Raw genomic sequence first — 26,584 nt, forward strand, 5'->3', positions numbered from 1 at the left:
GTATGGCGCTGCCCGCCGTCACAGGCGTGCTCGGCGGACCGGCCGATGCTGGCACTGCTCAGCGACCGGCGGTCCTGTGCCGGCAGCCGGCCCTTCGAACGCATAAGTTGGACATGGTTGACACCTGTCCGTCGTACATTCCCAGGCGCTGCTGCGGAAGTTCCGGACAGAGCGTTGTGAACCCCTCACACTTCGGCAGCAGAACCACGAAAATCCATCCCATAGAACTGTCAGACAATCATCACGCTCAGCAACCACCGCGCCTCACGGGCTCAGTCCGCGAGGTCGGCCTTGCCGAACAGGACCGCGTAACTGGAGGGGAGCTGGCTGATGATCTGATTCAGCTCTCCGCCGGTGACAGCGTCGGCGACGGTGGTCAGGACGGCGCTGGCGTCCCACTGCGCCGTACGCGGCCGGGCATGGGTGCGCTCGGCGACCCGGCGGTAGAACTCTTCGATCCCGAAGCTTCGCGCCTGCTGCGGCGCGGCATGGTCGAGGACTTGTCCCAGCGGGCCGGGCAGCTGGGATGCGAGGTCCTTGACCTCTCCCGGGCTGATCCGTTGGGCCAGCACTTCCAGCACGGCGTTGGTGACGTCCGCGGCTTCGTCCTGGTCGTTGTATTCGCCTCGCTCGCGCACACGGGCGAGGAATCCGTCGTATTTCATCGCTGCCTTCCTTCTGCCTTGGTCACCGCTGGTCATGGGGATCGCCCGGTGCGCCGTCGGGCCGGCCGGGTCCGTCCGCCGGCGCGTAGCTGCCGTTCGCAAGGCCCTTGGCCCGAGACTCACGCAGGGCACGGCGCAAGCGCCCGGAGCCCCAGGGCCGGCCGCCCACCGCCTGTTCGAGTCGGTCGCCGCTCGTCGGGCCGGCTTCTTGGAGCGCGTGGGTCATCTGTTCGATCTCGTCGTCGAGGCGTTGTTCGGCCATGGCGGACGTACGACTTTCCGTGCCCGCGGTGCCGGCCATCCTCGGCGAGTACAGGGTGCTGCCCGGGCGGTAACGGCGGGCTCCGGCGCGCTCCTACTCCCGGCGGCGGGCGGTGAGGTCGGCGATTTTCAGGACCTCGCTCACCGTCAGGCCGAGTTCGCTCCCGCGTACGCCACGAATAAGGTCAGCGAGACCAGCAGAAAGAACCACCAACGGTGGGGAGCCGCGTGGCGCGTCCCCGCCGCCGTGAGGGGTGTCAAGCCTCGCCGGCCCGGCCGCAGTCCCGGATGGGTGCCCGAAACCGCGGCGCTCGCGTCTCAGCCGCTGCTCTCGGCACTTTCACTCGTCTCGCTGATCTCGACGTGTCGCGGCTTTGCGACGTCGGCCTTGGGGACGGTGATGCTGAGCACTCCGTCCTGCATCCCAGCCTTGATCTTGTGGGTGTCCAACTCTCCGGGCAGCCGCAAACGGTACTCGAAGGCTCCGACGCGGCGGGTGCTGCGGCGCAGGACACCCTTGCGCTCCCGCTCCTTGATCTCTCCGGTGACCACGAGTTCGGGACCGTTGGCCTCTACGTCAATGTCCTTGCTCTTCACTCCCGGGAGTTCGATCTCTATGTGGAACGCGTCCTCGGACTCCGACACGTCCGCGAGAGGCGTCCACGCAACCGCGGGTGCCGCGCCGACCGTCGACTCCAGCAGGCCGCTCATCTGGTTGAGCAGTTCGTCGAACTCGACCAGGGGATTGACAGGGGTGGGTACCCAGACGGGCCTTTCCTGCAGGCCGCCACCGCGGTGGTGCCGGACGGGCATGGCCATCGCAATCGCCTCCTTCTTCCTTCTCGTCATCTCATCGTCCGCCATGCGTCATGCGAGCCATGCGGACTCCTTGTGGCGTATGCGTGGGGAGACGTCCGAGTGGCCCGCGACATCTGACGTGCCCGTGGTGCCGGGTACGGCCGAGTGCCCCAGGTGCCGGTGCACGAAGTGGATGGCCATCGCGCCCTCACCGGCCGCGGAGGCCACCCGCTTCACCGAGCCGCTACGGACGTCCCCCACCGCGAAGACCCCGGGCAGGCTGGCCTCCAGGGTCATGCACGAGCGCCCGCGGCCGTGCCACACCTCGGGGTAGGCGCAAGCTTCCTGGGCCTCCGGCCCGGTGAGGACGAAGCCGCGGGAGTCGAGGGCGATGATGCCGGCGAGCCACTCGGTGTGAGGGTCGGCGCCGGTGAAGACGAACAGGCTCCGTACCGCGAGCCGGCGGTGCCCGCCCGTGCGGTTGTCGACCACGTCGAGCTCCTCCAGCACTTCCTGGCCGATGACCTCGGTGACCTCGGTGTGCAGCATGACCTCCACCCGCGGATGGCGCTCGACCTGGTCGACCAGGTAGCGGGACATGTTGGCCTCAAGGCTGGCTCCTCGGACCAGCAGGTGCACCTTCGGCGCGTACCCGGCGAGGAACAGCACCGCCTGGCCCGCCGAGTTGCCTCCGCCGACGACGGCCACCGGGTCGGTGCGGCACTGCTGGGCCTCGTAGACGGTCGCCGAGTAGTGCACGCTCGTTCCCTCCAGGCGTTCGATGCCGGGCACCTGGAGCTGGCGGTAGCGGGCGCCCGTAGCCAGGACGACGGCGCGGGCGGCGATCTCGCTGCCGTCGGCGAACGCCACCACGTAGTGGTCCTCGTCCTTGGGATGGAGACCGGTCGCCTCCAGCGGAAGGCTGATCCTGGCGCCGAACTTGTCGGCCTGGAGCACGGCGCGTTCGGTGAGTTCGGCGCCGGAGATGCCGGATGGGAAGCCGAGCAGATTCTCGATGCGGGACGACGTGCCGGCCTGGCCGCCGGTGGCCATCGCCTCCACCACCGTGGTGCTCAGGCCCTCGGAGGCGGCGTACACCGCGGCAGCGAGGCCGGCGGGTCCGGAGCCGACGATGAGGACGTCGCCGTGACGGTTTCCGGCGGGCAGTGACGGCAGGCCGATGAGCCGGGCCAGTTCCGCGTTGCTGGGGTTGCGCAACAGGGTGGTGTCCCGCCAGATGACGAGCGGTGTCTCCTCCGGGCCGACGCCGAAGCGGCGCAGCAGGTTCTCGGCCTCCTCGTCGCTCTCCAGGTCGATCCACCGGTGCGGCAGCCGGTTGCGGATGGCGAACTCGCGCAACCGCCGGGTGTCGGGCGAGTAGCGCGAACCGATGATGCGGAAGCCGGCGCCCTGTCCGACGAGCAGCGCGCGACGGCCCAGACAGGCGCGCAGCACGAGGTCCCCGATGGTGGAGTCCTGGGACACCAGGCGGCGCACCTGGTCCAAGGAGACGACGAGGACCTCGCCCAGCTCCCTCGCGACAGCGGTGTAGAAGGCCACCTGTCCGTGCAGCAGCCCGAGTTCGCCGATGAAGCGACCGGGGCCGTGCACGCGCAGCACGCGCTCCTCGGGAGTGCCGTAGTCCTCGACGACGGCGACGGTACCGCTGAGGACGACGAAGAACGTCTCGCAGCGCTCCCCCTCCCGGATCAGCACGTCGTTCGGAGCCATGCTCCGGCGTTGCCCGTGCTCCGCCAGACGTGCTATCTGGTCCTCCGTGAGGCGCGGATACGCGCCGTAGATGTCCGGGGTCTCCCAGAAGACGGCCTCGTCCGCTTCCTCCGGCACCGGTTCTCCGCCCGGCAGCGGCTGGTCGCCGGACATCAGACGAACGCCTCGTGAACGTAGCACCAGCGCCATTCCTCGCCGGGCTGGAACGACTGCACGATCGGATGGGCGTCGGCTGCCGCGTGCCTACGCGCGTGCTTGTTCGGCGAGGAGTCACAGCAGCCGACGTGCCCGCAGGTCAGGCAGAGCCTCAGGTGGACCCACGGGGAGCCGAGCAGCAGACACTCCTGACACCCTTCTGGGGTCAGCGGCTGGACCGGTCGGACAAGCGCGAGGTGGGGGTCTGCGTGCAGGGTCATCCGGATCACCCTTTCCGGGCGGTGATCGACTGTTCCACCCACTGGCGCAGAGCGGGGGCGGGCGCCGCCCCCGTCTGCCGGGCGACCGTCTCGCCCTGGTCGAGGACGAGCAGTGTCGGTACGGCCTGGACCTCGAAACGCTGCGACAGCCGGGGGTTCCTGTCGATGTCGACCTTGACGAGTTTGATTCGACCGGCGAGATCGGTGGCGACCTTCTCCAGTGCGGGGCTGACCATGCGGCAGGGGCCGCACCAGGTGGCCCACAGGTCGACCACGACGGGGACATCGGCCCGCTCGGCGACCTCGGTGAAGTCGTCGTCGCCCGCGTCCACCATCCACGGTAGGGGCTGCTTGCAGTGGCCGCACTTGGGGCGGCCCTCCGCGGCCACGGGCACCCGGTTGGTGCGCCCGCAGTGGGGACAACTGACGGTCGTCGCCTGCATCGTGCTCATGCCGCCCGCGCTCCCTTCACGTCCTCGGGCTGGTCGTAGGTGACCACCAGTTCCCCCGCCTCGGCGTCGACGCGGACCGTCGCGCCGTCCTGGACGTCACCGCGCAGCAGGGCGCGCCCGACCATCGTCTCGACCTCGTGGGAGATGTAGCGGCGCAGCGGCCGGGCCCCGTACACCGGGTCGTAGCCCTGGTGGGCAATCAACTCCCGTGCTGCTTCGGTGAGTTCGACAGTGATGCGGCGTTCGGCGAGGCGGCGGCGCAGTTCGTCGAACTGCAGCTCCACGATCCGCTCGATCTGCCGCTCACCGAGCGGCTTGAACAGCACGATGTCGTCGACGCGGTTGAGGAACTCCGGGCGGAAGTGCCCGCGCAGCTCGCCCATCACCAGGGCGCGGGCGTCCGGCTTGATCTCGCCCTCGGCGGTGGCGCCGTCGAGGAGGTACTCGGAGCCGATGTTGGACGTCATGATGATCACGGTGTTGCGGAAGTCGACGGTTCGGCCCTGGGAGTCGGTGATGCGGCCGTCGTCGAGGACCTGCAGCAGGGTGTTGAAGACATCGGTGTGCGCCTTCTCGATCTCGTCGAACAGCACGACCGAATACGGCTTGCGGCGTACGGCCTCGGTAAGCTGGCCGCCTTCCTCGTAGCCGACGTATCCGGGCGGTGCGCCCATGAGCCGGCTGACGGTGTGACGCTCCTGGTATTCACTCATGTCGAGGCGGACCATGTTCTCCTCGGAGTCGAACAGGGCCGCCGCGAGGGTCTTGGCCAGCTCGGTCTTCCCGACGCCGGTGGGGCCGAGGAAGATGAACGAGCCGATGGGGCGGCGCGGGTCGCGGATGCCGGAGCGGGCGCGGATGATGGCGTCGGCGACGAGTTTGACGGCCTCGTCCTGGCCGATGACGCGCTCGCGCAGGATCTCGTCGAGGCGCAGCAGCTTCTCGCGTTCGCCCTCCTGGAGGCGGGCGACGGGGATGCCGGTCCAGGCTGCGACGATCTCAGCGATCTCCTCCTCGGTGACGACCTCGCGCAGCAGCCGGTTCTGCCCTTGTTTGGCGGCCAGTTGCTCCTCCTCGGCCTTCAGCCGGCGCTCCAGGTCCTGGAGGCGGCCGTAGCGGAGTTCGGCGGCGCGGTTGAGGTCGTAGGCGCGTTCGGCCTCCTCCGCCTCGTGGCGGACCTGCTCCAGTTCCTGTCGCAGTTCCTGCACGCGGCGGATCGCCTGCCGTTCGGCCTCCCACTGGGCGTGTTTGGCGTCGGCCTCGCCGCGCAGGTCGGCCAGTTCCCTGCGCAGCTCCTCCAGGCGGGCTTTGCTGGCGGGGTCGCTCTCCTTGGACAGGGCCGCCTCCTCGATCTCCAGGCGGGTGACGCGGCGGGTGATCTCGTCGAGTTCGGCGGGCATGGAGTCGATCTCCGTACGCAGCCGGGCGCACGCCTCGTCGACGAGGTCGATGGCCTTGTCGGGCAGGAACCGGTCGGTGATGTAGCGGTGGCTGAGGGTGGCCGCGGAGACCAGCGCGGTGTCCTGGATCTTCACGCCGTGGAAGACCTCGAGGCGTTCGCGCAGTCCGCGCAGGATGGAGATGGTGTCCTCCACGCTCGGCTCGTCGACCAGCACCTGCTGGAAACGGCGTTCGAGGGCGGCGTCCTTCTCGATGTGCTTGCGGTACTCGTCGAGGGTGGTGGCGCCGATCATATGGAGTTCGCCGCGGGCGAGCATCGGCTTGAGCATGTTGCCCGCGTCCATGGCCCCTTCGGCGGCGCCCGCACCGACGACGGTGTGCAGTTCGTCGACGAAGAGCAGGATGCGCCCCTGGGCGGCCTTCACCTCGGACAGGACGGCCTTGAGGCGTTCCTCGAACTCGCCGCGGTACTTGGCGCCGGCGACCAGGGAGCCCATGTCGAGAGCGAACACCGTCTTGTCGCGCAGGCCCTCGGGGACGTCGCCGCGAACGATGCGCTGGGCCAGGCCCTCGACGATGGCGGTCTTGCCGACGCCGGGGTCGCCGATGAGGACGGGGTTGTTCTTGGTCTTGCGGCTGAGGATCTGGGTGACGCGGCGGATCTCGGCGTCCCGGCCGATGACCGGGTCCAGCCGCCCGGACCGAGCCTCGAGGACCAGGTCGCGGCCGTACTTCTCCAGCGCCTCGTAGGCCACTTCAGGGTTGGCGGAGGTGACGCGCTGGTTGCCGCGGACCTGGGTGAGCGCGCTCAGGAACGAATCCCGGGTCACGCCGTACTCCTTGAGCAGGCGTCCGGCGGCGGTCGCCGAGCCCTCCTCGGCCAGGGCGAGCAGGAGGTGCTCCACGGACACGTACTCGTCCTTGAGGCGTTTGGCCTCCCGCTCGGCCGCGTCGAGCAGGCGGGACAGTCGCTGAGTGACGAAGACCTGGCCGGGTGCCGCACCGGGGCCGGTGACCTTCGGGCGGCGGGAGAGTTCCTCGCGCACGGCAGCGCGCAGCTCCTTCGGCTCGGTGCCGGCCTGTTGCAGCAACCGTGGGATCAGACCGTCCTCCTGATCGAGAAGCGCGAGCAGCAGGTGTTCCCCGTCGACCTCGGTCTGCCCCATGCGGACGGCCGCGCTCTGGGCCTCCTGGAGGGCTTCCTGGGACTTCTGGGTGAGACGGTTCATGTCCATGGGGGTGTTTCACTCCTCGTGCCGCGGCCGCGCAGGGCGGCTTCGAGCAGGCTGATGCGGTCGAGCAGGTCGAGCACCAGGCCGATGGATGCGTAGTTGAGGCAGAGTCCGGTGCGCAGCCGCTGGATACGGGCGAGAACCGCCGGGGCCGTGGGGTCGAACACCAGTCGCCCCGCGGAGTCGCGTTCGGCGTCGACCAGGCCGAGGGCGACGAACCGGCGGATCAGATCGGGGTGGAGGCCCGAGCGAAGGGCCACGGCGGCCAGGGAGAGCCTGGGGACGGGGACGAGCGCGTACCGGACGGCCGTCGAGGCGGTGATGTCGGCGCCCGTTCGTACCGGACGGGCGCCCACGCCGGCCCGGCCGATGCCTCCCGCTCCCGCGGGTCGGTCGTTCATCGCGTCCTCCTGGGGTCGAACGAGGAAGTGGCGGCGAGCTCCTCGAATAGTTCGCGCTCCCGCTCGCCGAGGGCGGGAGGCACCATGATGCGAAGTTCGGCGTACAGGTCGCCGTTCGCGCCCCGCGGGTTCGGCATGCCCTCGCCGCGCAGCCGCAGCCGCCGGCCGCTGGACGAGCCCGCAGGCACCGTGACCTTCGCCGTGCCGCCGCCGGGCGTGGGCACCGGCACGGTCGCACCCAGGGCCGCCTCCCACGGGGCGACCGGGACCTGGACGTGCACGTCACGGCCGTCCAGCCGGAACCGGGGGTGGGGCTGGATACGCACCCGCAGGTACAGGTCGCCCGCGGCGGCGTCACCACTGCCCTGGCCACCCTCGCCCGCCAGCCGGATGCGCTGCCCGTCGGTGACGCCCGGCGGCACTTCGACCTCGTACCGCCGCGGCTGCCCGGTGGGACCGGCGAGTGTGACGGTGCGACGGCCGCCTCGGTACGCCTCCTCGACAGTGAGCGGCAGTTCCGCCTCCTGGTCCGCTCCGGGGACGCCGCCTCGGGCGGCGCCGGCTCCGAACATGGAGCCGAGCAGGTCCTCGATGTCGATGCCCTCCGCGCCGAAGTCGTCGCCGAAGCCGGTGGCGTACCGGACGCGGGGACCGCCACCGCCTGCGGTCCTCCGACCGCGGAAGCCGCCGCCCGCTCCCGCCGCGACCCGTTCGTCGAAGTCCTCCGGGATCTTGCGGAAATCCTCGCCGAAGCGGTCGTAGCGGGCTCGGGTCTTCGCATCGGACAGGACGCTGTACGCCTCGTTGAGGTCCTTGAAACGCTCCTCCGCCCCGGGGTCCTTGTTGACGTCTGGGTGGTACCTGCGGGCGAGTTTGCGATATGCCTGCTGGATCTCGTCCTGGCTCGCGGTCCGCGACACGCCCAGCACCTCGTAGAAGTCCCGTGCCATGACCGGTCACTCCCGCTTCGCGACCGTCACGGCGGCGGGCCTGAGCTGCCGTTCGCCGTCCCCGTAGCCGGGGCGCAGCACCTCGACGACGGTGCCCGGTGGGGCGTCGGGGTCCTGGACGACGCCGACCACCTCGTGCCGGGCCGGGTCGAAGGCGACGCCGGTCTCCGCATGCCGCGGGTAGCCGAGCAGCTCAAGGACGTTCACCGCCTGGTCGCGTACGGCCCGGATGCCCTCCACGATCGCGCCCGGATCGGCGTCGGCGTGGGTCAGGGCGAGTTCGAGGTTGTCGAGGACGGGCAGGAAGGCGGACGCCGTGCGGGACCGCTCGACCGCGCGTTCCCGCTCCAGTTCCCTGGCGTGACGCTTGCGAAGGTTGTCGAGGTCGGCGAGCGCGCGCCGCCAGCGGTCCTCCAGTTCCTGGATCGCGGTCGTGTACTCGTCCTCGGCAGGCGCGGGGCCGGCTGCGTCGGGACCCGGTTCGTCGTTCGCCGCCTCCGGCCGGGGCGGCGGGCCCGGTTGCGGCAAATCTCCGCGAGGAGGGCGTACGACGCCTTCCGGGGCCTGTTCGACCGGATCAGACGCGGCCCGGTCGGGTTCCTGGGGGTGGCTGGGCATGGCGCGCCTCAGTCCTTGTCGAACTCTGCGTCGATGACATCGTCGCCACCGCCACCGCCACCCGTGGGACCACCGGTGGCGGCGTCCTGGCCGGGACCGCCAGTGGCCTCGGCGCCCTGATGGGCCGCCAGCCCGGCGAGGACCTGCTGGAGTTCGGAGGTGAGGGGTCGCACGCGCTCCACGCCCGCCTCTTCCTTGACCGCCGCCCGGGCGTCGGACACGAGCATCTCGGCGCGTGCCTTCTCGTGCGCGGGCGCTGCGTCGCCCAGTTCGGCGAGGCGCTTCTCGACCTGGTACGCGACGGCATCGAGTTCGTTGCGGGCGTCGACGGCCTCGCGGAGTGCCTGGTCCTGGCCCCGGTTGCGCTCGGCCTCCTGGACCATGCGTTCGACCTCACTGCGGTCCAGGTTGGAGCTCTCGCTGATGGTGATGCCCTGTTCCTTGCCGGTGTCCCGGTCGCGGGCCTTGACGTCGAGGATGCCGTTGGCGTCGATGTCGAAGGTGACCTCGATCTGTGGTTCGCCCCGCGGTGCCGGCCGGATGTCGGTGAGCTGGAACCGGCCCAGCACCCGGTTGTCGGCGGCCCGCTCGCGCTCGCCCTGGAGGACCACCACATCGACGGCCGGCTGGTTGTCCTCGGCGGTGGAGAAAGTCTCGCTGCGGCGCACGGGGATGGTGGTGTTTCGCTCGATGATCTTCGTCATCACTCCGCCGCGCGTCTCCACGCCCAGCGACAAGGGTGTGACGTCGAGCAGCAGGACGTCCTTGACCTCGCCCTTGAGCACCCCGGCCTGGATCGCGGCGCCCAGGGCCACGACCTCGTCGGGATTGACGCTCATGTTGGGTTCCTTGCCGCCGGTCAGCCGGCGGACCAGAGCCTGGACGGCGGGGATGCGGGTGGAACCGCCGACGAGGATGACCTCGTCGATGTCGCTCTCGCCGACCTTGGCGTCGGCCATGGCCTGCTGGACCGGTCCCAGGCAACGCTCCACCAGGTCGCCGGTGATCTGCTCGAACGTGGACCGCATGATCGAGTCGGTGAGGTGCTTGGGGCCCGAGGCGTCAGCGGTGATGAACGGCAGGCTGACCTGCGTCTGCGTCACCGAACTGAGCTCGGTCTTGGCCTTCTCCGCCGCCTCGAACAGTCGTTGCAGCGCCTGCGGGTCCTTGCGCAGGTCGATGCCGTTCTCCTTCTGGAAGTCGTCTGCCAGGTAGTCCACCAGACGCCGGTCGAAGTCGTCGCCGCCCAGGTGGCTGTCACCGGCGGTCGAGCGCACCTCCACCACGCCGTCGCCGACGTCGAGGATGCTCACGTCGAAGGTGCCGCCGCCCAGGTCGAAGACGAGGACGGTCTCGTGCTCCTTCTTGTCCATGCCGTACGCGAGGGCGGCCGCCGTCGGCTCGTTGATGATCCGCAGCACCTCCAGTCCGGCGATCCGTCCGGCGTCCTTGGTGGCGGTGCGCTGAGCGTCGTTGAAGTAGGCGGGCACCGTGATGACCGCCTCCGTGACCCGCTCCCCCAGCTGCTTGGACGCGTCGTCGGCGAGTTTGCGCAGCACCTGTGCGCTGATCTCCTCAGGCGCGTACAGCTTGTCGCGCACCTTGAAGCGGGCCGCCCCGCCGTCGCCCTCGACGACGTCGTACGCCACCGCCCTGGCCTCGTCGGAGATCTCGTCGAAGTGCCGGCCGATGAACCGCTTGGCCGAGTAGATGGTGCCCTTGGGGTTGAGGATCGCCTGGCGCCGGGCCAGCTGGCCCACCAGACGTTCCCCGGTGTCGGTGAAGGCCACCACGGACGGTGTCGTGCGGTTGCCCTCGCTGTTGGGCACGACGGACGGCTCGCCGCCCTCCCACACGGCGATCACCGAGTTGGTGGTGCCCAGGTCGATACCCACTGCCTTGGCCATGAGGAACTCCTCCCGGTGCAGCGCCTGCGTCGACTCTCCGGATCACGTTCGCTCAGGTAGAGGTGGGACTCCGCCGGTTTCCCACCGGTGCGCACGGAGGGTCTCGAGCACTCCCCAGGGTGACGAACCAGGTGGCTCCACGCCTGCGCCTGGCGAGTCAGGAATGCACGGGTCCGGTCGCCCCAGGAGTACGAGAGAAATAACGCACACGTCTCGGGTAGCCAGCCCCGGAGCGGGTACGCGAAAGCCGCTCACCTCCGAAGGACGGAGTGATCCCATGGTCGGCAGTCGGGCATACAGCCTGTACCACCGCTACTCCGACCGGAAGGGCAGCCTTCCGCGGGGCAGCGTCGGGCGGCACCCCACGGCCGCGCCCAGGGGGCCCCGCCTGCCCGCTCGCACCCCAGCCGACCATGCCCTCCAGGCACTGGTCGCGCTCTCCCGCGCCCTGTTCGACGCTCCGGACGAAGGCGAGATCCTGCGCCTGGCCATGGACCACATAGTCGCCGCGGGGCCATACCGCGCCGAGGCCGCATACCTCAAGGTGGGCGGCGACCTGGTCCCCAGCCCGAGGAACAGGCAGCCGCATGCCTTGGCCGTGGGCCGGAGGGTGCGGGAGCTGGCCGGGCAGGACGGCAACGTGACCGTAGCCGGCAGGCCCTGGGGCCGGGCCCTGGGGCTACGCGGACCTGGGGGACTCCACGGCTACCTCGTGGTCACGTCCCGCTCCCGGCCCACCGAGGCCGAGCGATCCCTGCTCGCCCTGCTCGTCCGGCACACCGCTGCTGCTCTGTCAGTCGCCTTCGCACACCGCCGCCAACGCGAGGACGCGCTGGAGCTGCGCCGGCTCAGGGAGGAACGCACAGCCCTCCAGCGGCAGCTGATCTCTGTGGTGGCTGAGCTGGGCTACGAGCGAGCCGTTCACGCTCTCATGGCCGACGTCGCTGCCTCGGGTGGCGGCGACGAAGCTGTCACCCGCGCACTGCACGGACTCACTGGACTTCCCGCGCTGGTCGAGGACCGCTTCGGTCGGCTGAGGTCCTGGACCGGCCCCAGCCGCCCCATCCCCTATCCCGAACCGGACCCCGTGCGCCAGGACGAAATGCTGCACGCCGTCGCCAAAGAGACCGGGCCGGTGCGGATAAGGGACCGGCTGATCACCCTGATCCGCCCGCACGGCGAGATCCTGGGCGTGCTGGCCCTGGTCGATGCCCGGGACGAGGCCGACGAGCACACCGTGCTCGCGCTGGAACACGCCGCCGCGTCGCTCGCCCTGGAAATGACGCACCTGCGCAATCTGGCCGAAACGGAGCTGAGGCTGCACCGCGCGCTGGCCGACGACCTCCTGGCAGGAACGGACGAGCCGAGCGCCTACGCCCGGTCCGAGGCGGTCGGACACGACCTGCACCGCAGCCACTACATCGTCGTGGTGCAGTGGTCGAACCGGACCCCCGACGATTCCTTCGCACAGACCGTGGGGCGGGCGGCCTCTGCCGTGGGCATGCGCTCGCTGCTGACCCGCCGCTCCGACCACGTCGTCCTCATAGCCGACGAGAGGCCGCACGCCCGCGCCCTGTACGAGGCGCTCGCCCGGGAGACCGGAACACGGTCCGGGACGATCGGGGTGAGCGCCCCTTCCGACTCCCTGAACGACATCCCCCACCACTACCAGGAGGCGCAGCGCGCCCTCGACGTGCGCCGCCACTCCCGCGAGCACTACGGCACGACGTTCTTCGACGAGCTCGGCCTCTACCGCATCCTGGGACCCGGCAACGATTACCGGGAACTGGAGACGTTCGTCGACGAGTGGCTCGGGCAGCTCATCGACTACGACTCCCGGCACCACGCGGCCATGGTGGAGACCCTGTCCCGGTACTTCGACTGCGGCGGCAACTACGACGAGACCGCCGAATCCCTCGCGATCCACCGCAGCACGCTGCGCTATCGGCTCCAGCGCATCCGCGACATCAGCGGCAACGACCTCGCGAACGTCGAGGACCGGCTGAACCTCCAGGTGGCGACCCGAGTGTGGAAGATCGTGCTGGGCGGACCGGGCTGATGCCTCACTGGAACTGCGCCGAGCGGTGTCAGTAGCAGTTGACGGGTGACGTCCGGTCCGCGGCCCGGGCGTCACAGGGCGATGACGTGGAGGTCGACCAGGTCGAGCAGCGCCCGCAGAGCCGAGCTGGGCCGCCGGGTCGACGACGTGCCGAGATGCATGCTCCAGCGGAGCATGGTGCCGGGGACGTCCAGGACGTGCAGGCCGGGGGTGCGGGCAACGGCGAACGCGGGCAGGAAGGCGATGCCCAGACCGTGCCGGACCAGTGCCGCCCCCATGTCGATGTCGGGCACTTCCAGTGCCACCCGGCGTACGACGCCCGCCGCCGCGAACGCCCGGTCGACCACCTCGCGGTTGCCGTAGCCCGGCGGGAAGTCCACGAAGGGTTCCCCCGCGAGGTCCGCAAGTGCCACCTTTCCCCGCTGCGCGAGCGGATGGGCGGCGCTCACCACCAGGACGAGCGGCACGGTGGCCAGCTCCCGTGCGTCGATCCCGGCGGGCTTGCGTTCGGGCAGCGACAGGAAGGCCACGTCCAGGTCGCCGCTGAGCAGCGCGTGCGCCAGTCCCGCCGATCCGGTCGTCGCCAGCCGCAGCCGGACGTCGATCGCCGGATGCCGCGCGTGCAGCTGCCCGAGAAGCGCAGGCAGGTCCACCACCTCGACAGAGGCCATGGCGCCCACATTCACCGTGCCGCGCAGCGTGTCCTGTGCGGCGCGCACGGCGTCCTGGGCCGCCTGGGCGGCGTGCAGGGTGGCCCTGGCCTCCGGCAGCAGCGCCGCGCCGGCCCCGGTGAGCCGTACCTGCTGCGACGTGCGCTCGAACAGCGCGCCGCCGAGCTCTCGCTCCAGGGAGCGGATCGCGGCGGACACCCCGGACTGCACCACGTGCAGCCGACGGGCGGCGCGCGTGAAACTCAGCTCCTCGGCGACCGCGATGAAGTGCTCCAGCTGACGTAGCTCCACACGAGAAGTATCACTCGCATTGCTCGAGCCCAGCAAAAACATTCGTTGGCACTGATCCCCGCTGGTGAGGAGGATGGAAAACGCCATCCACTTCCGCCCGAGGAGGGGTACCCCTGCCTGCCGTTCCGACGCCGCTGAGCCGTCCCACAGCCGACGCTCCCGGCGACCCGACCCACCGGATCCCAGCACCCGCTCCCGCCGGCCTGCCGCCCCGCGCCCCCGCCCGGCGCCGTGCCTCGCACACGACCGGCTTCTGGTTCGTGGCGGTGGCCTTCACCGTGCTGATGGCCTTCGGCACCGCGCCGACCCCGCTGTGGCCGCTGTACGAGGCCCGGGACCACTTCGGCGCGACCACGGTCACGGTGGCGTACGCCTCGATGGTCGTGGGCGCAGCGGCCGCCTTCCTCGGACTGGGCCACCTGTCGGACCGGCTCGGCCGGCGACGCATCATCGTCCCGGCGCTGCTGGTCGGCATCGTCGCGTCGGTCGTACTGATCGTGTGGCGGGACCTGCCGGGGCTGATCACGGGCAGGATCCTGAACGGTGTCGGACTGGGGCTGATGGCCTCGACCGCGACGACGTACCTGCACGACCTCCACCACGAGGCCCGTCCGGAACGGACGGGGCCGGTGCTGCCCGGCATCGTGGCCACCGCCGCCAACCTCGGCGGCCTGGCCTCAGGGCCCCTGGTCGCCGGAGCCGCCGCCGAATGGCTTCCCACGCCCCTGATCACCACCCAGGCGATCTTCACGCTCGCCATGGCAGTGTGCCTGGCGCTGGTCTTGTCCACCCCGGAGACCGTGGACCTGGAGCTGCCCGCCGCCGAACCGCCCAGCAGGTTCGTCCTGCGCCCCGGCGGCCGGCGGACGTTCGGCGCGGCCGGCGCGCTGGGCGCCTTCGCCTTCGCGATCCTCGGCCTGATCTCCTCCCTCGGGGCGAGCGTGCTCCACGGCACCCTGCACACCGACTCGCACCTCGTGGTCGGCCTGGCGGCCTTCCTCATGTTCGGTTCCGCGGCGGCCGCCCAGCTGGTGCTGGGCCGCCTCCCACTGCCCCGGCTCCTGACCGTGGGGGCAGTGGCCTTCCCGGTCGGCCTGGTCCTGTGCGCCGTCGCCCTCTACCACCCGGCGCTCTGGCTCTACCTGGTCGCCGTGTCCCTGTCGGGAGCCGGCTCCGGGCTGCTGTTCAAGGGAGGCGTCGAACGTGCCGTTTCAGTGGCCGAGCCCGCCTCACGCGCAGGGGTCCTCGCCGTGTTCTTCGTCGTCGCGTACCTGGGAATGGGCCTGCCCTCCGTCCTGTTCAGCATCGCCCTGCGGCACTTCGCCGTGCAGACCGCGATGATCGGCTTCGCGGCGGTCCTCTCCTGCGGCGCCGTCGTGTCGGTCGCCGTCGCGTTGCGCGACCGCGCAGCCGGTCCCGGCGAGCTCTCGGCGCAGTCCGCTCGCCCCTACTGACCTCCCTGCGGCGCATGCAACACCCGTTGTCTGGGAGGCGCGGACCTGGGCACCCGGTGCGGGCGCGCGACGCGGATCCGCGACAGACGGGAGGCCCGAGATGTCTGCGGAATCGGCCAGAACGATCGCGCTCCCCTCCGGTGAGGAGATCGCGGCGCTCGGGCAGGGCACCTGGTACCTGGGCGAGGACCCGGCCCGGCGTGAACGGGAGATCGCCGCGCTGCGGCTGGGCGTGGACCTGGGCATGACCGTCGTCGACACGGCGGAGATGTACGGCGACGGCGCAGCCGAGGAACTCGTCGGGGAGGCCCTCCGGGGACGCCGGGAAGAGGTCTTCCTCGTCAGCAAGGTGCTGCCCGGCCACGCAACCCGGAAAGGCACCGTCGCCGCCTGCGAGGGCAGCCTGCGGCGGCTCCGTACGGAACGGCTGGACCTCTACCTGCTGCACTGGCGGGGACGGTGGCCACTCGAGGAGACCCTTGCGGGATTCACCGACCTGATGGAGGCGGAAAAGATCCGTTACTGGGGCGTGAGCAATCTGGACGTCGCCGACATGGTCGAGCTGACCACCCTCCCCGGCGGCGACGCCGTGGCCGTCGAACAGGTGTTGTACAACTTCTCCCGGCGCGGCATCGAATGGGATCTGCTCCCCTGGTGCCGCGAGGCCGGGGTGACGGTCATGGCCTACTCCCCGATCGAGCAGGGGCGGCTGCTGAAGGTCGAGGCTTTGGGTGCCGCGGGCCGGGCCCTCGGAGCCACGCCGGCCCAGGTGGCACTCGCCTGGGTGCTGGAACAGGGGGTGGCCGCGATCCCGCGTTCCGGATCACCCGACCACGTTCGGGAGAACCGCGGCGCGGTGGACCTCCACCTTCCCACCGAGGCGCTCGACGCTCTCGACGAGTCGTTCCCGCCGCCCAGCGGGCCCACGCCCCTGGAGATGCTCTGAAGGAGTTGACAGGGTGGCGCACCCCCGCTCGTCGTCGGAATGGGGGTTCGCTGCGCGCCGTCGCCCGTGCTGACGACGAGCAGGCGCGCGTGCTGACGCCGAGCAGGTAGGCGGTGGCGACCACCGAGATGAGGGCCTGTTCGGCCCGTTGGCGCCTCTCCAGCAGCCAGTGCGCGAAGTAACTGCCCTGGCGCAGCTTGAGGATGGCCTGCTCGATCGTCCCGGCCCTCGTGTCCCACTCGCGCGGGCGACAGCTGTTGCGGTGGTTGAAGCGTTCGTCGCTGACCTGCCCGTATTCGGCATTGCAGAGGGTATCGGCTCCGCGGACATGAGCGCGTGGCGCCCTGCGCGCCCCGGGTCCCGGGCGCACCAGGTCCGCGCGCTCATGTCCGCAGGGCACCGCCAGCCGTCCTCGAGCTTCGGACCCCAAGAGGCCGGCGCCATACCTTGCCTGCTCATGCGGGGAGTGGTTCATCCAGCTTCGCGTAGATCGTTTCGCCGGAAACACGTCAACGGCTTGGCGACAAGAGGGGCAGCTCAGTCGCCGGTGTCTCACGAGACACCTCGCAGTCCGGAGAAGAACGGCTGCCGCTGCCCATTCTTCAACCCGACCCCTGCACCGAGCCCGGTCTTGTTCCAGTCTCGGCCGGGTGCCTGATACAGTCCCACTCCCCCGAGCTGGTCGTGTCATCCGGTCAGCAATTCGCGTTCGAGGCGTTGCAACGCCGTGCAGCCTCCTGCGGACGGACGGCCGTACGGCTGGCCGAGGGATGCCTGCGCACTTCATGCTGCTCTGCCAGGGGAAGAGGGGGCGCCTTTTTTCGGCCTGGAGTGCGGAGGCGCTCAGCAGGGGGCTCTGCGAATCTCGACCAGGTAACAGCCGATGGCGGCGCGGGCGGGAGCGATCGGCGCCGTCCTTCCCGGTGAGGAGGCGAGAGGCATGACCCTGATGGGTGTGTCGAAGTTCGAGAGGTTCTTCCGCGCCGCCGCAAGCCTCGACGTGGACAGGAACGACCTGAAGCGATACGGCGATTTCGTCGACGCCAAGCTCTACGATCTCCTGGTCGTCGGCCAGGCGTCGGCCAAGGCCAACGGCAGGGATACCGTCGAACCGTGGGATCTACCGATCACCAAGGGCCTCCAGGAGAGCATCCACCGGTTCCGGCGGCTTGACGAGGAGGTCGAGCTGAAGCCGATCCTGGAACAGCTCGCCGTGCACCCTCCCCTCGACAGGACACCCACCCAGGAGGCCGAAGAGCGCTACCCCGAGATCATCGGCGGTCTCAGCGTCGCCCTCGCCGAGACGTTCAAAATCATGTATCCGGATGTCAAAAACCCGCAGACCAGTCACTGGGAGGGCGTGACCGCGGTGTTCGACCGGCTGCTGTAGCAGTCGCGCCCCAGTGCATGTCGCCGGACTCGTCTCAGGCCGGGAGGGCCGAGCCGCCCCGGATCGTCTCCAACGAACTCATCTGAACAAGGCAGCAAACCAATACACGGACACCAGCCCGTCGACGCCCGCGACGACGGCTGGACGAAGGTCGTCCTCACTCGGACGGCAGCTTTCACTGACCGCGCGCAGACATGCGCTCGGGGCGCCTTCGGCCGGGCCTTGCAGTCCGGTCCGGAAAAAGGGATGCGGACAGGCCCTGCCGGGTGTCCCAACCGCTCGCGTCCTACAACCAGCGTCGAACGTGTAGAACTCGACCAGCCGCGCGGTGCGCTGCAGGGCGCAGGGGCGAAGACCGAGATCGTCTCGCTCCACCACGGCGAGATCCGGGCCCGCCAGTTCGACCTCAACGCGGCCGGAACCTTCCCCGTAGACCGCCTGGTCGCCGACGCCTCGGGCCCAGACGGGATACCTCGCGAGCGATATCCGCCACAAGCTGGAACGCGGCATGGCGACGCGCGCGACTCTGCGCCCCCGAACCCGGCTGACCGGTGCTCAGCCCCTCGCGCTGTCGTCAGGCGCGCGCGAGCCGGGCCGCGAGATAGGGCGCGGTGGCGCTGCGGCGGGCCCTCGCCACCTTGGCCGGCGGGCCCGCCGCGACCACCCGCCCGCCCGCGTCGCCGCCGCCCGGACCGAGGTCGATGACCCAGTCGGCGGTGGCGATCGTGTCCAGGTCGTGCTCGACGAGGACGACCGTGTTGCCGGCGTCGACGAGCCGGTGCAGCTGTCGCAGCAGCAGCGCGATGTCCGAGGGGTGCAGCCCCGCCGTCGGCTCGTCGAGCAGGTAGAGCGCGTGCCCGCGGCGGGCTCGCTGCAGTTCGGTGGCCAGTTTGATGCGTTGCGCCTCACCGCCGCTGAGTTCCGTCGCGGGCTGGCCCAGCCGCAGGTACCCCAGTCCCACCTCGCGCAACGTCTCCAGACTGCGGGACGCGGCCGGGACGGCGGACAGGAACTCGGCGGCGGCGTCGACGGACAGCGCCAGTACTTCCGCGATGTTCTTGCCGCGGTAGGCGACTTCCAGCGTTTCGGCGTTGTACCGGGCGCCTTCGCAGGTCGGGCACGGCGCGTAGGTGCCGGGCAGGAACAGCAGTTCCACCGCGACGAATCCTTCGCCCTGGCAGGTCTCGCACCGCCCTTCGGGCACGTTGAAGGAGAACCGCCCGGCCGAGTAGCCGCGCGCCCCGGCCTCGTCCGTCGCCGCGTACAGCTTGCGCACCGCGTCGAACATCCCCGTGTACGTGGCCAGGTTGGACCGGGGAGTCCGGCCGATGGGCCGTTGGTCGACCCGGACCAGCCGGTCGAACGACTCGATCCCCGACGCATCCTGGACGTCGACCTCCAGCTGCGCCTCGTCGGGCTCCTCGGGTACGAGTCCGAGGTGGCCGCGGACGACTTCGGCGAGCACCTGCGTCACCAGCGTCGACTTTCCGGAACCGGACACGCCCGTCACCGCCGTCAGTACGCAGAGCGGTACGTCGACGGACACGTCGTGCAGATTGTGGCGGGAGACGCCGCGCAGGTGCAGCCAGCCGTGCGGTGTGCGCGGGCGGTGATCGAGCGGCTGGGCGCGCCCGAACAGGTACTGGCTCGTGGCCGACTCCCCGACCCGCTCAAGACCGGCGACCGGCCCGCTGTACAGCACGCGTCCGCCGCCCTCGCCCGCACCGGGGCCGATGTCGACCACCCAGTCCGCCCGCCGTACGACGTCCATGTCGTGCTCCACGACGAACAGCGAGTTGCCCGCCGCCTTGAGGCGGTCCAGCACGTCCAGCAGCGGTTCCGCGTCAGCCGGGTGCAGGCCCGCGGAGGGCTCGTCGAGGACGTAGACGACGCCGAACAGCCCCGAGCGCAGCTGGGTGGCGATCCGCAGGCGCTGCGCCTCGCCGGGCGACAGGGTCGTCGAGCGGCGCCCGAGGCTGAGATATCCGAGGCCCAGGTCGAGCAGTACGTCGACCCGCGCGACCAGATCGCCGCAGATCCGGACCGCGACCTCGGTCGTCTCCCCGGACCGGGCGGTCGACGTGGTGGCGTCGGCCTCGGACCGCCCCGCGACGGGCCGCAGCAGTGCCACGACCTCGGTGAGCGGCATCGCGTTGATCTCGGCGATGGAACGTCCGGCGAAGGTCACGGCGAGCGCCTCGGGCCGCAGACCGCTGCCGTGACAGGCGGGGCAGGGCACACTCCTGACGAACCGGAGCGCCCGTTCGCGCATCTTCTCGCTCTTGGAGTCGGCGAGGACGTGCATGACGTGCTTGCGGGCGCTCCAGAACTTGCCCTGGTAGCCGTAGTCGACGCGGTCCTCCTCCGGCTCGATGTACACGGAGGGCTGCTCGTCCGTGTACAGCAGCCAGTCCCGGTCCTTCTTCCTGAGCCTGCGCCACGGTCGGTCGATGTCGATCCCCAGGCCGCTCACGACACTGCGCAGGTTGGCGCCCTGCCAGGCGCCCGGCCAGGCCGCGATCGCCCCCTCGCGGATGCTCAGCGAGGGGTCCGGGACGAGCAGGTCCTCGGCGACGTCGTGCACGACGCCCAGTCCGTGGCACTCCGGGCAGGCGCCGGCCGCGGTGTTGGGTGAGAACGACTCGGCCTCCAGCCGTGCGGCCCCGGGCGGATAGGTGCCGGCGCGGGAGTACAGCATGCGCAGCAGATTGGACAGCGTGGTGATGGTGCCGACCGTCGAGCGCGAGCTGGGCGACCCGCGTCGCTGCTGCAGGGCCACAGCCGGTGGCAGTCCGGTGATTTCCTGCACGTGCGGTGCGCCGACCTGTTGCAACAGCCTTCGGGCATACGGTGCTACGGACTCGAAGTAGCGCCGCTGGGCCTCCGCGTAGAGCGTGCCGAACGCGAGCGAGGACTTGCCCGAACCGGAGACGCCGGTGAAGGCGACCATCGCGTCCCGCGGAACGTCGACATCGATGTTCCGCAGGTTGTTCTCACCGGCGCCCCGGACATGCACGAAGGGGTCGGTCGCGTCCTTGTTCACCGTTCCTGACTACCTGATCACGCCGGGAACCGCGCGACAGGCGCCGTCACCGGGCCTCGCTCACAGGAGCGCTCGAAGAAACCCCGGTATGAGACGCTCCCAGGGGACATTCGAGAGTGCTTCACCGTTCATCCGTATGTGGGCGTGAAGGGAACTGTGTCCCCGGGCCTCACCCTTTGCCATGAGGACGATCGTTCGGCTGAAGCCTTATGGAGCCCCGCCGCGAGGCGACCGCCCTTCGCGCCCACTCTCGATCGGCCCTGGATGGGGATTCCCCGAACCAGTCGGGGCCTTCGCCTGCCCCCTGTCGGCGCGCTTCGGCGAACGCGGTGGTTCGCCTCCCGGTGGCGAACTCGCCCCGGCAGCTCAGCCCCAGGTCGCGAGCATGCCCCCATGGCGGCCATGACCGAGGGCGGTCAAGGGCGGCCAGCACGGCACCACCGCACCGAAAACCTGGGCTTCAGGGGAACTGGGACATCGTCGTGGCTCTCACCGACCTTCCGCTGCACTCACATGGGCGCAATCTCGTGGTGGATCTGAGTCACGAACACGGCTTGGCGCTGCTGTCTCTTCCTCCGCTGGGGGGGCTTGCGTCTGCAGACGAGGGCTCGTCGGGCCGTGGAAGAAGCCGTGCTCAGCTTGGCGGGCCCGCGGGCCACCGGGGCTGAGGGACCTCCGCAGAGTCAGCCGCTGTGGGGGCCCTTCGTCAGTCGCCTCGCGCCTGTTCACCCGGGCCGGGTCGGTGAGGAGGAGACCGCTGATCTTCGGTACGTCGTCAGCGGATCGCGCGGTTACCTGAGGGTGCTCGTCGGTATGGTGCGCGCCAACCGGCCGTGGCGCTTGGTGCCGGGCTCGTCGAAAGCCCTGGCGGCCGCACTCGCCAGGGGAGCGGTCGCCACTGTGAACTCCACCATCTGGAACCTGGCCGAGTTCCTGAGCGCGCCACGCCTCGTGATCGCCACGGTCGGGTCCGTCGCGCTCATGATCGGCTGGCTGATCGTGGAACAGGAACGCCGCCGCACGCTCCAGGACGACGACGGTGAGCAACTGATGACCTGAGTCGGAGATTCGTTGGTGATTGGTGGTTGGTGGTCGTCCGCGCACGAAGATTCCGCTGATCGATTCGGTGCGTGGTTGTTTCGCTCAAGGACCGACGGGGACTCGGACGGCGCGCCGCCGGAGCGCCGCAGCTCCGCCGGGCAGGCCCACGGCGGCACCACCGTGCCACCTGAACCGGGTGAACGGCCCACAGAGGCATCCCGGAGTCATGGACCCGCCGCACCAACTCCCGGGAGTCAGGCTCTGTACGCCGTCTCCCTCGCACCCGTGCTGCGGCCATGCCGCGGCACCGAAGGAAGCAATCATGAAAGCAGCGGTCTACGAAGGCCCGCGAACGGTCACGGTGAAGGACGTACCGGACGCGAAGATCGAACACCCCTGCGACATCATTGTCAAAATCACCACCACCAACATCTGCGGTTCGGACCTGCACATGTACGAGGGCCGCACCTCGTTCGAGGCCGGCCGCACCCTGGGGCACGAGAACATGGGCCAGGTCGTGGAGGTCGGCCCGGCCGTCCGCAAGGTCCAGGTCGGCCAGTACGTGGTCCTGCCGTTCAACATCGCCTGCGGCTTCTGCAAGCAGTGCGAGCGGGGTCTCACCAACTACTGCCTGACCATGCAGCCGGAACCGGCCCTCGCCGGAGCTGCCTACGGATTCGCCGACATGGGCCCCTACCAGGGCGGCCAGGCGGAGCTGCTGCGTGTGCCCTACGGCGACTTCAACGCGCTGCGTCTGGGCGAGGACGCCGCCGAGCGGCAGACCGACTACGTGATGCTCGCCGACATCTTCCCCACCGGCTACCACGCCACCGAGATGGCCCATGTCAAACCGGGTGACCAGACGATCGTTTTCGGGGCCGGTCCGGTTGGTCTGATGGCGACCTATTCCGCCCTCCTCAAGGGCGCGGGCCGAGTGTGGGTGGCCGACCACCAGCCCGACCGGCTGCGCAAGGCGGAGGAGATCGGGGCCATCCCGATCAACACCGCCGAGCAGAACCCGGCGGAGGTCGTCAAGGAGGCCACCCTCGGTCTGGGCGCCGACAACGGCTGCGAATGCGTCGGCTACCAGGCACACGACCCCGAGGGACATGAGGACGCCAGCCTCACGCTCAACGGACTGATCGACTCGGTCAGGTTCACCGGCGACATCGGCGTGGTGGGCGTGTTCCTGCCCCAGGACCCCGGCGGCGCCGAGGCCCAGGGGGAACTGGAAGCTCAGGGCAAGGTCCCGATCGACTTCGGCATGATGTGGTTCAAGGGCCAGCGCATGGGCACCGGTCAGGCGCCGGTGAAGAAGTACAACCGGGCGCTGCGGGATCTGATCGCCGGCGAGAAGGCAAAGCCGAGCTTCGTCGTCTCCCACGAACTCAGCCTGGACGAGGCCCCCACCGCCTACGAGCACTTCGACGCCCGTGACGAGGGCTGGACCAAGGTGGTCCTGCATCCCAACGGCCGCGGCAACGGCCACAAGCGGTAAGAGACTCGGGGCCGCCGTGCCACCTGTTTCCCCCGGACCGGCCCGGGGGACGGGTGGCGATCTGCCCGTCCGCCGGACGGTGCTGGGGGCAATCGCCGCGCTCCGGCCGGACCTGAACCCACAGCGATGGCCCGCGCTCCGGCCGGACCTGAACCAACAGCGATTGCCCGCGCTCCGGCCCGGAGGACGGACGGCGGACGCTCAGCAGTGTCCGCAGTGGCAGCACCCCGTCCAGCGGCTGCGGCCGCCAGCCAGTTCGCGGGCCGTGTGGGAGGCTTCCTTGCCCGACGGCTGCCGCACCTCAACCAGGCCGACGCGACCCGGCAGGGCGTTCCGGCCAGGCGGACACCCGTGACGTGGCTGCGGGCCTTCGGGGAGGTCGTGCGATCCGGGCTCACGATCGAGGAGACGCGGCTGGAGCCCCTGCTCGCGCTGCGCACGGCCGCTGGGGTGGCGATCGTCGTCGGGCCGGTGCTGTGGCTGATCTCCCCTGCGTATGCCGCGTCCGCCGCCCTCGGCGCCTACTCTGCGGGTGGGGCCACCTTCCAGCGCAGCTGGCGTCCACGCAAGGTGGTCGCGCTCGGCGCGGGCGCGGGTCTGGCGCTCAGCACCTTCGTGGGCTACCTGGCGGCGGGGCGACTCGTGACGTTCCTTCCGCTGCTGGCCGTATGGACCTTCGCCGCGGGAATGGCGTGGGCCGTCGGATCGACCGCTGGGATCGTCGCAGCGACGACCGTGGGCAGCATGCTCGTGACCGTCACCCTGCCCACGAGCGTCGGGCGAGCCCTGGAGCACGCCGGGGTCATCGCACTCGGAGGCGTGACACAGGCCGTGCTGATCTTGCTGTTCCCGATCCGCCGTTGGGGAGCGCATCGTGACGCGCTCGCCGACGCCCTGGCCGCCGTGGCGGACTACGCCCGCCGGCTGCGGCACGACCCGACCGCCCCGTTCGACCCGGAGCCGTTGTTGACGGCCCGGGACGCGGCCGCCGTGACGCCGTCACAGGCCCGCACCCGTCCCCCCGTCCTCCACGGCCCCCGCGGCCTCGCCGAGCGCATTCGGCCGGTCGTCGCCGCGCTCGCCGACCCCGACGTCGGCGCCCCGGCGGAAGGACCCGGGCGGGACCGCGCGCGGGAGTTGCTCAAAGCGGCCGCCGACGTCCTGGACGCGGCCGCCCGTTCGATCCGCCGCGGCACTCCCGCCGAAGTGCGGCCCGGGAGCACGGACGTCCTGCGCGTCGACGAGGAGCACGAGGTGCTGGAGGGCCCCGCCCGGCAAGCCGCCGAGCGGCTCGTGGAACTGCTCGGTGAGGCGTTGGAGATCGCCGGGAGCGGCTGCGTGAGCGGGAGGACGCCCACGCCCCCCGGCCTCGCCGGCGGCCAGTTCCTGGTGCGCCCGACAATGCTCCGGCTGGTCCCGGTCGTCGTCCGGGCGGTGCGCCGTGAGCTCCGCCGGGACTCGCCCGTGTTCCGGCACGCCGTCCGCCTGGCGGCGGTGGCCACGCTCGGCTATCTGATCGCCGCCCGGCTACCCCTGGGCCACGGCTACTGGGCGCCCATCGCCTCGGTGATGGTGATGCGGCCGGACTTCCACCGGACGTACGCGCGTGCGGTGGCCCGTCTCGCCGGGACCCTGGCGGGGGTCGCGCTCGCCACCGGGATGGTGCGGGCCCTGGGCCCGGACGCCCATGTGTCCGGCGCGCTGGCGGTGGTCTCGGCGGGCCTGTCGTACACGCTGAACCGTACTGGCTACGCCTACTCCCAGTGCTTCACCGCCGCATACGTCGTCTTCCTGCTCGGCATGGGCGGCCAGGCATGGGAGCAGACAGTCCCGGAGCGGGTGGTGCTCACCCTGCTCGGCGGGGCCCTGGCCATGCTGGCGTACGTGGTGTTCCCCGCATGGGAGACACCCCGACTGCCGGGCCGGCTCGCGGACTGGCTCGCCGCCAACGGCCGCTACGCGGCCGCGGTGCTCCGCAACTACGCCGAACCGACCCGGGAGCATCACGCCGACATGCGCAGGGCCCTGCTGGCGAGCAGGGAGGCACGGGCCGCCTGGCAGGAGGCATACGACCGGGCAAGGCGGGAACCGGTCCGCCCCAGGGGTCTGACGTCGCGCGAGGCGCAGGAGGCGCAGGAGGCACTCAAGCAATTCGGCCGGGCAGCGATGCTCATGGAAAGCCACGTCCCGCGGGCCGACAGCCCTTTCGTCCCCGAGGCGAAGCGATTCGCCGAGGCCCTGGAGACGGACACCGCAAAAGCAGCGGTCGACGTGCGCGAGCACAGGAATCCGGACTGGGGACGCGTGGAGAAGGCGCTCCACGCGTGGGAGGACGCCGCCGGCGATGGGAGCCCGGTCGTGCGGCGGGAAGCGGAACTGCAAAAACGGGCCTTGGAAGACCTCGCGACAGCCGTGAGCCGCACACCCCTGGAACGGGACGTCGGCTCTGCTCGCGAGGAGCAGCGGGTGCGGGCCGCCGTGGCGGCGGAAGGTGACGGATCAGGACCCGCGCACCGAGGTGGGTGACGGCGCCGGCGACGGGGAGCGCCGCGCCTCCTGGAGCGGGAAGTAGTCTCCCGGCCGCGTCGAGCGCCGCCACACGTACGCCGCTGTCGCCATCACGAGGATCAGACCCGCCAGGATGAGCAGTTCGATCCCCTCGACGTTCCACCGGAAGGACTTCTCCGCCTCGGCCGTCACGATGAGCACCTTGCGGATGCCGGCAATCAGGCCGACGACGAGGAACGGCTCCGCATCGAGGGTCTGGTTCCTGATGGTGAGGCGGACGGTGTGGAGCAGCTCGGCCACGATGAACAGCACAAGGCTGTTGTCCAGGGCGGAGAGAACGACCGTCTCCTCGCGGTACGGCCCCTGGACCGACCTGATGACGTCGTGGACGACCCCAACGCTCAGGAGCCCCGCGAGCAGTACGAGGAGCGCCGCGACGACGAGGTGGATGCCGTCCTCGATGAGCTGCAGGAGGCCCTGTACCCGGCCGCCCTCGATCTTCGGGAGAATGGGTCGCACAGGCAGCATGCTAGGGGTGCCCCGGCCCGCAGGCGCGGCATGCTGCCGAACGGGTGGACCAGCGGACCCTTCTCTGTGGTAGGAGGGGCCTGCCCTCCGAGATGGCCCGGATCCTCACTCACCGCCTGCCGGAGTATCTGCGCTCCCTCGTCTTGAAGCGACGCGGTGACACGTGGCCTCCTGTGCCAGAGAGGGCGCGGCACGCCCGGTCACGCCGCGCTTGAGGCGCGCACATCAACAACGGCCTATGAGTGGAGGAAATCCTTCATCCATTCTGCGACCGTGCTTTGGCACGACGGCCGGCGGTCGGTATTCACGGGCAATGCACGTCA

20 protein-coding genes and 2 pseudogenes are annotated in these 26,584 nt (G+C 70.4%); 7 read left to right on the plus strand and 15 right to left on the minus strand.

Features of this window, described 5'->3' with window-relative positions; translation table 11 throughout:
* Positions 1-272 precede the first annotated feature (272 nt).
* From AB0L95_RS27835 to dnaK, 11 genes are all read right to left on the minus strand, one after another.
* The gene (locus AB0L95_RS27835; protein WP_067043084.1) at positions 273-665 is read right to left on the minus strand and encodes a DUF2267 domain-containing protein; all 393 of its coding nucleotides are present in this window, start codon (positions 663-665) and stop codon (positions 273-275) included.
* Between the two features lie 22 nt (positions 666-687).
* Positions 688-966 carry a hypothetical protein gene (locus AB0L95_RS27840; RefSeq protein ID WP_365165859.1) on the minus strand — a complete coding sequence of 93 codons (279 nt, stop codon included), beginning with the start codon at positions 964-966 and terminating at the stop codon, positions 688-690.
* A 278-nt stretch (positions 967-1,244) separates the two neighbouring features.
* Complete coding sequence (locus tag AB0L95_RS27845) at positions 1,245-1,745, minus strand: Hsp20/alpha crystallin family protein (RefSeq protein ID WP_365165862.1); 501 nt, start codon at positions 1,743-1,745, stop codon at positions 1,245-1,247.
* A 48-nt stretch (positions 1,746-1,793) separates the two neighbouring features.
* The gene (locus tag AB0L95_RS27850; RefSeq protein WP_365165865.1) at positions 1,794-3,608 is read right to left on the minus strand and encodes an FAD-dependent oxidoreductase; all 1,815 of its coding nucleotides are present in this window, start codon (positions 3,606-3,608) and stop codon (positions 1,794-1,796) included.
* Complete coding sequence (locus AB0L95_RS27855; protein ID WP_067378125.1) at positions 3,608-3,871, minus strand: UBP-type zinc finger domain-containing protein; 264 nt, start codon at positions 3,869-3,871, stop codon at positions 3,608-3,610. The genes AB0L95_RS27850 and AB0L95_RS27855 overlap by 1 nt, the downstream gene beginning before the upstream one ends.
* Positions 3,872-3,876: 5 nt before the next feature.
* Entirely contained in the window at positions 3,877-4,323 is a 447-nt protein-coding gene (trxA, locus tag AB0L95_RS27860; RefSeq protein WP_365165868.1) for a thioredoxin, read from the minus strand.
* A complete protein-coding gene (gene clpB, locus AB0L95_RS27865; RefSeq protein WP_365165871.1) occupies positions 4,320-6,959 on the minus strand; it encodes an ATP-dependent chaperone ClpB in 2,640 nt (879 codons plus the stop codon). The genes trxA and clpB overlap by 4 nt, the downstream gene beginning before the upstream one ends.
* Positions 6,950-7,357 carry a chaperone modulator CbpM gene (locus tag AB0L95_RS27870; protein ID WP_355922733.1) on the minus strand — a complete coding sequence of 136 codons (408 nt, stop codon included), beginning with the start codon at positions 7,355-7,357 and terminating at the stop codon, positions 6,950-6,952. Before AB0L95_RS27870 ends, clpB begins: the two co-directional genes overlap by 10 nt.
* A complete protein-coding gene (locus AB0L95_RS27875) occupies positions 7,354-8,307 on the minus strand; it encodes a J domain-containing protein (protein ID WP_365165874.1) in 954 nt (317 codons plus the stop codon). The genes AB0L95_RS27870 and AB0L95_RS27875 overlap by 4 nt, the downstream gene beginning before the upstream one ends.
* Positions 8,308-8,313: 6 nt before the next feature.
* Entirely contained in the window at positions 8,314-8,925 is a 612-nt protein-coding gene (locus AB0L95_RS27880) for a nucleotide exchange factor GrpE (RefSeq protein ID WP_365165875.1), read from the minus strand.
* 8 nt (positions 8,926-8,933) lie between these two features.
* Positions 8,934-10,832: a molecular chaperone DnaK gene (gene dnaK, locus AB0L95_RS27885; RefSeq protein ID WP_365165876.1), complete on the minus strand. Its 1,899-nt coding sequence runs from the start codon at positions 10,830-10,832 to the stop codon at positions 8,934-8,936.
* A 277-nt stretch (positions 10,833-11,109) separates the two neighbouring features.
* Here dnaK and AB0L95_RS27890 point away from each other — a divergent pair, with 277 nt between their 5' ends.
* Positions 11,110-12,891, plus strand: coding sequence for a helix-turn-helix domain-containing protein (locus AB0L95_RS27890; protein ID WP_365165878.1), 1,782 nt, complete (start codon positions 11,110-11,112; stop codon positions 12,889-12,891).
* 71 nt (positions 12,892-12,962) lie between these two features.
* On the opposite strand, the gene AB0L95_RS27895 is transcribed toward AB0L95_RS27890, so the two are convergent.
* Complete coding sequence (locus AB0L95_RS27895; protein WP_365165881.1) at positions 12,963-13,853, minus strand: LysR family transcriptional regulator; 891 nt, start codon at positions 13,851-13,853, stop codon at positions 12,963-12,965.
* A 266-nt stretch (positions 13,854-14,119) separates the two neighbouring features.
* Between AB0L95_RS27895 and AB0L95_RS27900 the strand changes: the two genes are divergently transcribed.
* The gene (locus tag AB0L95_RS27900; RefSeq protein ID WP_365165883.1) at positions 14,120-15,307 is read left to right on the plus strand and encodes an MFS transporter; all 1,188 of its coding nucleotides are present in this window, start codon (positions 14,120-14,122) and stop codon (positions 15,305-15,307) included.
* Between the two features lie 100 nt (positions 15,308-15,407).
* Entirely contained in the window at positions 15,408-16,253 is an 846-nt protein-coding gene (locus tag AB0L95_RS27905) for an aldo/keto reductase (RefSeq protein WP_365165885.1), read from the plus strand.
* Positions 16,254-16,338: 85 nt separating this feature from the next.
* On the opposite strand, the pseudogene AB0L95_RS27910 reads toward AB0L95_RS27905, so the two are convergent.
* Positions 16,339-16,572: pseudogene (locus AB0L95_RS27910) on the minus strand (transposase); the annotation flags it as partial.
* A 621-nt stretch (positions 16,573-17,193) separates the two neighbouring features.
* On the opposite strand from AB0L95_RS27910, the gene AB0L95_RS27915 reads away from it, so the two are divergent.
* Positions 17,194-17,643, plus strand: coding sequence for a DUF1931 family protein (locus AB0L95_RS27915; RefSeq protein ID WP_365165919.1), 450 nt, complete (start codon positions 17,194-17,196; stop codon positions 17,641-17,643).
* Positions 17,644-18,217: 574 nt separating this feature from the next.
* On the opposite strand, the gene uvrA is transcribed toward AB0L95_RS27915, so the two are convergent.
* Positions 18,218-20,686: an excinuclease ABC subunit UvrA gene (gene uvrA / locus AB0L95_RS27920; protein WP_365165887.1), complete on the minus strand. Its 2,469-nt coding sequence runs from the start codon at positions 20,684-20,686 to the stop codon at positions 18,218-18,220.
* Between the two features lie 467 nt (positions 20,687-21,153).
* On the opposite strand from uvrA, the pseudogene AB0L95_RS27925 reads away from it, so the two are divergent.
* The 3 genes and pseudogenes from AB0L95_RS27925 to AB0L95_RS27935 form a co-directional block, all read left to right on the plus strand.
* Positions 21,154-21,691: pseudogene (locus AB0L95_RS27925) on the plus strand (hypothetical protein); the annotation flags it as partial.
* Positions 21,692-22,049: 358 nt separating this feature from the next.
* Entirely contained in the window at positions 22,050-23,225 is a 1,176-nt protein-coding gene (locus AB0L95_RS27930; RefSeq protein ID WP_365165889.1) for a glutathione-independent formaldehyde dehydrogenase, read from the plus strand.
* Positions 23,226-23,576: 351 nt separating this feature from the next.
* Positions 23,577-25,751, plus strand: coding sequence for an FUSC family protein (locus AB0L95_RS27935; protein WP_365165921.1), 2,175 nt, complete (start codon positions 23,577-23,579; stop codon positions 25,749-25,751).
* Here the strand turns inward: AB0L95_RS27935 and AB0L95_RS27940 are convergent.
* Positions 25,725-26,261: a phosphate-starvation-inducible PsiE family protein gene (locus AB0L95_RS27940; protein ID WP_365165892.1), complete on the minus strand. Its 537-nt coding sequence runs from the start codon at positions 26,259-26,261 to the stop codon at positions 25,725-25,727. The two genes, AB0L95_RS27935 and AB0L95_RS27940, sit on opposite strands and share 27 nt — an antisense overlap.
* Between the last annotated feature and the right edge of the window lie 323 nt (positions 26,262-26,584).

The organism is Streptomyces sp. NPDC052036 (genome assembly GCF_040680495.1).
Classification (GTDB): Bacteria; Actinomycetota; Actinomycetes; order Streptomycetales; family Streptomycetaceae; genus Streptomyces.

Excerpts from the sequence above, each read along its gene's own strand:
- AB0L95_RS27835 (WP_067043084.1), bottom strand. The coding sequence starts at position 665 with ATGAAATACGACGGATTCCTCGCCCGTGTGCGCGAGCGAGGCGAATAC.
- AB0L95_RS27840 (WP_365165859.1), bottom strand. The coding sequence starts at position 966 with ATGGCCGGCACCGCGGGCACGGAAAGTCGTACGTCCGCCATGGCCGAA.
- AB0L95_RS27845 (WP_365165862.1), bottom strand. The coding sequence starts at position 1,745 with ATGGCCATGCCCGTCCGGCACCACCGCGGTGGCGGCCTGCAGGAAAGG.
- AB0L95_RS27850 (WP_365165865.1), bottom strand. The coding sequence starts at position 3,608 with ATGTCCGGCGACCAGCCGCTGCCGGGCGGAGAACCGGTGCCGGAGGAA.
- AB0L95_RS27855 (WP_067378125.1), bottom strand. The coding sequence starts at position 3,871 with ATGACCCTGCACGCAGACCCCCACCTCGCGCTTGTCCGACCGGTCCAG.
- trxA (WP_365165868.1), bottom strand. The coding sequence starts at position 4,323 with ATGAGCACGATGCAGGCGACGACCGTCAGTTGTCCCCACTGCGGGCGC.
- clpB (WP_365165871.1), bottom strand. The coding sequence starts at position 6,959 with ATGGACATGAACCGTCTCACCCAGAAGTCCCAGGAAGCCCTCCAGGAG.
- AB0L95_RS27870 (WP_355922733.1), bottom strand. The coding sequence starts at position 7,357 with ATGAACGACCGACCCGCGGGAGCGGGAGGCATCGGCCGGGCCGGCGTG.
- AB0L95_RS27875 (WP_365165874.1), bottom strand. The coding sequence starts at position 8,307 with ATGGCACGGGACTTCTACGAGGTGCTGGGCGTGTCGCGGACCGCGAGC.
- AB0L95_RS27880 (WP_365165875.1), bottom strand. The coding sequence starts at position 8,925 with ATGCCCAGCCACCCCCAGGAACCCGACCGGGCCGCGTCTGATCCGGTC.
- dnaK (WP_365165876.1), bottom strand. The coding sequence starts at position 10,832 with ATGGCCAAGGCAGTGGGTATCGACCTGGGCACCACCAACTCGGTGATC.
- AB0L95_RS27890 (WP_365165878.1), top strand. The coding sequence starts at position 11,110 with ATGGTCGGCAGTCGGGCATACAGCCTGTACCACCGCTACTCCGACCGG.
- AB0L95_RS27905 (WP_365165885.1), top strand. The coding sequence starts at position 15,408 with ATGTCTGCGGAATCGGCCAGAACGATCGCGCTCCCCTCCGGTGAGGAG.
- AB0L95_RS27915 (WP_365165919.1), top strand. The coding sequence starts at position 17,194 with ATGACCCTGATGGGTGTGTCGAAGTTCGAGAGGTTCTTCCGCGCCGCC.
- AB0L95_RS27930 (WP_365165889.1), top strand. The coding sequence starts at position 22,050 with ATGAAAGCAGCGGTCTACGAAGGCCCGCGAACGGTCACGGTGAAGGAC.
- AB0L95_RS27940 (WP_365165892.1), bottom strand. The coding sequence starts at position 26,261 with ATGCTGCCTGTGCGACCCATTCTCCCGAAGATCGAGGGCGGCCGGGTA.